A 4,978-nucleotide genomic window follows, 5' to 3' on the forward strand; every position below is an offset into this window, starting at 1 on the left:
CCGACTCGATCAGCAACGAGTCGAGACTCCCGCCACAGCTGCAATCTCATGCCTGACCAGCGGAATCCGCACACGGCATTCGGAAAGAGAACGGCCTCTAACGACCAGTGATCAAGAGACGGACCGCTTCTGCCGCACTCCGGTGGCACCCCACCACGGCGACGTCATTTCTCGTGAGCATCTCCAGCACTCAAGATCGCCAACTGCTGCCCAAACTGCTGATCAAACGCTGCTACTTCACGTGAACGAAGCCAGCTGGTCGCACACCTCTGCCATGAAGAACAGGACGACGGCCGCGCCCGCGGCGAGGACCACCAGCGAAGCCGCCATCCACTGAGATGGGCGGACTGCCTTCCTGCTTGCTCGCCGCCGTGCCGTCGAGCCGTCGTCAACTCCAGTCGCAGTCATCCCCCACCCTTCGGCGCCTGCCGGCACAGGCCGCCATGCTGGCCTCCCAACGGCCGCCTGGCAAGCGGGGCTTGCCGCCCGATACGGGATGGTAGGGGGCTGACCGTCCCGCCGACGGACCGCCCTGGCCCGGGCACACCATGAGCCGGCGGTCGCGGCAGTGTCACGAGGAGGTACGTCCGAGTGGGAGCGGAACCGGTCCGGGCTGCGGCGCCGCGGCATGCCGCACACGATCTCCGAGCGGTACGGCCGGGCCTGGCATCTCGTCGGTCTGCGCGGCGTAAGCGGCCACTGCCGAACCGCGTCCCCGGGCGCGCCCATGTCGCACGGATCGTTCTTCGACACGGAGAGTGGACCGTGCGCCATCGAAATCGGACCGAGGCCGACAACCCGGAGCACGACGGGCCGGCGTGCGCAACGCCAGGGCCTCGAACGCTTCGGTGATCCGCGAACGGCGCCACCGCTTATGCGGCGCCGCCGTTGCATCGGGGCGCCCGACGGCGCTCTGCCCCCGGGTAAGCGGAGATGCTGGTTTGGCTTCTCTGCCGAGACAGATGGTTTGGTGCCGCGTGCCCGAAATCTGCGGCGCCGTCCACCGGACTAGCGACAGATGCCAACTGTGCGGGGGCCCTCGACGAATGAGTCCGGGACGCCGGTCCAACCTGGGTGGCAAACGGTCCAGCTTCCGTGTCAGAGGACACGGATCCCGGGGCTAGGTTGAGCCAGGTGGGGTCGGGGAGGCGCACGATCGTGCCCGCCTCAAAGTACGAGTTCGAAGCGATTCTGTTTGCGCCCGGAGCGAAGACCAAGGTCAATCGACGTTGAGCGCCCTGTGCTGACACCTGCGGGAAGAGGGAGAGCGTCAGTTGGCAGTCAGTGTAGTCCGGTCTCACCCGCCGCCGGACAGCCCAACACCAGACGGCCTCGTTGACCACGAGGCGACGGACACGTCGATCGTTCCCCATCGAGCCAGCGCAGAACGTTGGCCTGGGCGAATGGCCTCTATTCATTCGACGACGCGGCGCCCCTGTGATCATTTGTCAGACACGGCCTAGGAGAGAGGGCGGGGGGTAGGGCAGGCGGCCTGCGGCTTCGCTGGCTGAGTGAGCGGACACGGATGCACTCACCAGCCACCCTTGTTGACCGCTGCTGACCTCTGCATCTGGCACCGCTGTGGCACGGCGGCCTCTTCGTCCCCAAGCGGCTGAGACCTCAGTCCGGCAGGCAGGAGCGGAATCGGTGGAGCAGTTCAAGTGCGGCAGGGCTCTCTGCGTCAAAGGTCTGGTCTTGTTGTTCGACAGGAAGCCCCGGCCCCCAGATACGGGCGCCGTGACAGCGGAAGCAGAAGGCGATCTCGAAGAGCTGATCGGTTGAGCTGTGCGCCCGGATTCCCCAGCCTGGGAGGAAGCAGCGGTACGGCTCACTTCCTGGTAGGTCGGCGATCAGGGACAGGGCTTGCTGGGCTTCTCCCTCCCAGATCGCGACAGCGTCGCCGGCCAGGTCGTCCGAACTGAGGTGCCTTACGGGGTCGGTGATGCGGACGACCTCGATGAGCTCGGTCTTCCCATGGGATAGCGGCAGCAGCATGCTCTCAGACTCTCCGATCGTGGCTTCGCTGACCAGGGACGGCCGCGGCGGCCGCGGCGGCGAGTACGGCGATGGCGGCGCCAGCGTCGGATGTCAGCGGAACAGCTCGGGCATCGGGCAGGCCTCCAACGGCTCCTCCGGCCGGTCGCCCCAGCGCCACCAGACATGCCGACCGGTACACCGCCACAGCACCCGGCAGGCCCGTCGGCCATCGTCCTCCCGCTTGACTAGGACGAAGCCGCCGAACTGCATGAGATCGCCGCACTTGGGACAGGTCGGAGCGTCGGTCATGTAGCGCACCCTAACGGGACGACCGCTTCGTCTCGAACTACGGGCAGGGTGGTCGCTGGGGTCTGCCGGGCACGTCAGACGGTCATCCAGGGCCGGTGGTGGTCGGTGCTGGTTACGGTGGTTGCTTGTACTTCCGTGCTGTACGGCAGCTGCGGCTCAGCCCTCGTCCTCATCAAGGCCGAACCCATCTGGCACAGCCAGCAGAGCATCGCGCCATGGCCCTTCCGGCTCTTTCAGGGCCGCTTCGCGGAACAGGTCTGCGAGTCGGTGCCGGTCTTCCGCGCCGAGGCGGTCGAAGAGGTACGCCGGATACTCCAACCATCTGGACGCCGCGTCCGGTGAGGCTTCCTCATCGGTACTGGTGTCCACTGCTGCCACGAGATGCGCCATGGCCTCTGCCAGTGTGCTCAGGAGCGGATCACAGTGGCCACGAGCTGAGGCCAGGTCGCCAGAATTCATGCTTGCACAGTATCCAGCGGTCGGCGGAGAGGCTGCGGGCTGGAGCTGCTTGGGGGCGAGTGATCATGGCCCCGTAAGCTGATGGCGAGTCGGCCAGTCTGTGGAGGCCCGCAACCCTCCGGCGCGGCAGCCGGTTCCGGCGGCGCCACCCGTTTCCTGTGCCCGCGCGGGCGGGCACCGCACGGGAGGAGAGCGACCGGGCCTGCCGGGTGCCGGGCCCCGGCCAGCCACTGGCCGCAGCGCTCCTCAGCTCAGCCGTCCCGCCTCGACCGCTATCGCGCCGGCTCCGCCGCACATGGACGACGCGGCGCCCGTCCCTGCCTCCTGGCGGCGTCTCGTCGCCGTAGCGCTCCTGAGCGGAGCCATCCGCCGCATCGGGAGCTTCCTGACCGGCCTCGCGGTGAACCTGGTGGCAGCACGACTGACACCCCGGCGCTCGGCACCCGCTGGAGGGCCTACGCCGCCCAAGGGACCGCTCGCGACCGTACGGCAGGATGTGGGCATGGCGATCCAAGGCGTGCGCTGGCTGGCGAAGTCCGAGTGGTATTACAGCGTCACCTTCGCCCGTGGCATCACACCGGACGAGTTGGCCGTACGCCTGGGGGCCAGTCCCGGCGCAGCGCGTGCGACGGCCACGGCGCAGGAAGCAGTCGCTCTCCTCAGTGATCCCGACGTCGGCGTCGCCCGGGTCGGGCAGGCGGGGGGATGGGCGTTCGCCGCCGAGTACGGGGAAGCCGGCGGCGCCCGGCACGACATCCTCACGGCCGTCTCGTGCGACGGCGTGGAGACGGTGAATCTTGACCCTCAGGCATTTCACCCGCCTCCGCTCTTCTCCTACGCAGCGGACGGTGAACTGCTGTGCTCGTTCGGTCTCGGTGAGGAGCGGCGACGGTGGGGGACCCAGCCGGACCTGCTGCAGGATGAGCTCGCGACGGCGGGCATCATCCTGCCGACCGGGGATTACCTACGCTTGAGTGCCGAGCGGCACCAGCACCGGATCGCGATGTCCCTGGGCGTGATCGAGAGGCATTTCGGGCTCACCCTGCCCCGCGATCTGCTCGAGCACGACCGGCTCCCCCTCGCCGTGGTGAGCGGCAACCCCGCCCTTGACTCGCTGGGCAGCAACGCCTGATACCCCGGTCCGGTCCGGACGTCCCAGCGAGCGCCTCGGCGCCGTGCTTCGGGTCAGCCACCCTGTACCCACTGCCGCTCCCGCCTTGGCTACCAGCGCATCTGGAGCCGGTCCAGCTCCGCCCGCTGTTCGAGGGTGCCCTTATCGGCCCTGCCGCGAGTCATAAAGGCTCCGGGGGCCTCGCGCCGCCCGGCTCGTCCGTCCGCCGGCCCACTGCCCGCGGTCGCCCCCGCATCGTCGCCCGGCCCCCGCCGAGCCGCCGTCCGTCCTACGGCGCGGCTGCCGACCCGCTCCCGCCGTCCGCCCAACTGGCAGCCACGCTCTGCGGGCCTCACGCCGCGCGCCGCCTCGCCCCCCGCGCCCGCCCACCGCGCCGCGCCGGTCCCTGGCTGTCCGGGGGCTTGCGCCGAGCTGCGTGGCGTCTTGGCGGCCCGGTCGTGCCCGGCCGTTCCGGCCGAGCGGCGCCTGACCGCCGCGCGTCCGTCCCGCATGCCACCCGCCGCCCGCCGCCTGCCCGCTGTCCCGGAGGCCGGGCCGTCTGCCGTCCCCGGTCCTGCGGCCGCGCCCCGCCCGCCCCACCCGCGTCTGCAGCCTCCCGTCAGCGCCCAACCGGCGCGCCGCTGGCCGTCCTCTGTCCTGCGCCCGCGCCGCGCTGCCTCCCGTCCACGTCGGCCGTCGTACCCTCCGCGCCTCCGCTGCTCCCCGGCCGCCCGGCGAGGTTGCGCCCCGTCTTGCTGAGTTGGGCCTGTGTCCGCCGTCCCGTCCGCCGCCCGTCCGGCCGCCCGAGCCGCCGCCGCGCCCGCGCCGCGTCGTCGTCCCGCTTCTTACCGGTCGCCCTCGGCAGGTCCGGCGGCCCGCCGCCTGCGCCGTCCGCCGTCTGGCCCTCCGCGCATCGAACCGGATCCCCCAGGCCGCGTCGTGCCCGTACCGGCCTCCCGGTCGCGCGCGGGGCCGTCTCGCCGCACGCTGGGCCGCTTGCCGCCGGCCGGGGCACGCGCGGGTCCCGCGCCGCTGCGCCCCGCGGCCCTGCGGTGCCGTGCCCGGAGGCCGCCCGTTGCCCAGCCCGGCCGCCCCGACGTCCGCGCCCGCCGCCGTACTCCC

The 4,978-nt window shown here is 70.9% G+C and carries 4 protein-coding genes; 1 reads left to right on the forward strand and 3 read right to left on the reverse strand.

Features of this window, described 5'->3' with window-relative positions; translation table 11 throughout:
* Positions 1-1,620: 1,620 nt before the first annotated feature.
* The 3 genes from OO52_RS45120 to OO52_RS51320 all read right to left on the reverse strand — a co-directional run bounded on the left by OO52_RS45120 (position 1,621) and on the right by OO52_RS51320 (position 2,745).
* Entirely contained in the window at positions 1,621-1,995 is a 375-nt protein-coding gene (locus OO52_RS45120; protein WP_030659191.1) for a hypothetical protein, read from the reverse strand.
* A gap of 93 nt (positions 1,996-2,088) precedes the next feature.
* Positions 2,089-2,286 carry a hypothetical protein gene (locus tag OO52_RS45125; RefSeq protein WP_030659193.1) on the reverse strand — a complete coding sequence of 66 codons (198 nt, stop codon included), beginning with the start codon at positions 2,284-2,286 and terminating at the stop codon, positions 2,089-2,091.
* 156 nt (positions 2,287-2,442) lie between these two features.
* Positions 2,443-2,745, reverse strand: coding sequence for a hypothetical protein (locus OO52_RS51320; RefSeq protein WP_158712685.1), 303 nt, complete (start codon positions 2,743-2,745; stop codon positions 2,443-2,445).
* 502 nt (positions 2,746-3,247) lie between these two features.
* Here OO52_RS51320 and OO52_RS45135 point away from each other — a divergent pair.
* Positions 3,248-3,877, forward strand: coding sequence for a DUF6461 domain-containing protein (locus tag OO52_RS45135; protein WP_030659197.1), 630 nt, complete (start codon positions 3,248-3,250; stop codon positions 3,875-3,877).
* Positions 3,878-4,978 lie beyond the last annotated feature (1,101 nt).

Source organism: Streptomyces flaveolus (genome assembly GCF_000716535.1).
Lineage (GTDB): Bacteria > Actinomycetota > Actinomycetes > Streptomycetales > Streptomycetaceae > Streptomyces > Streptomyces flaveolus_A.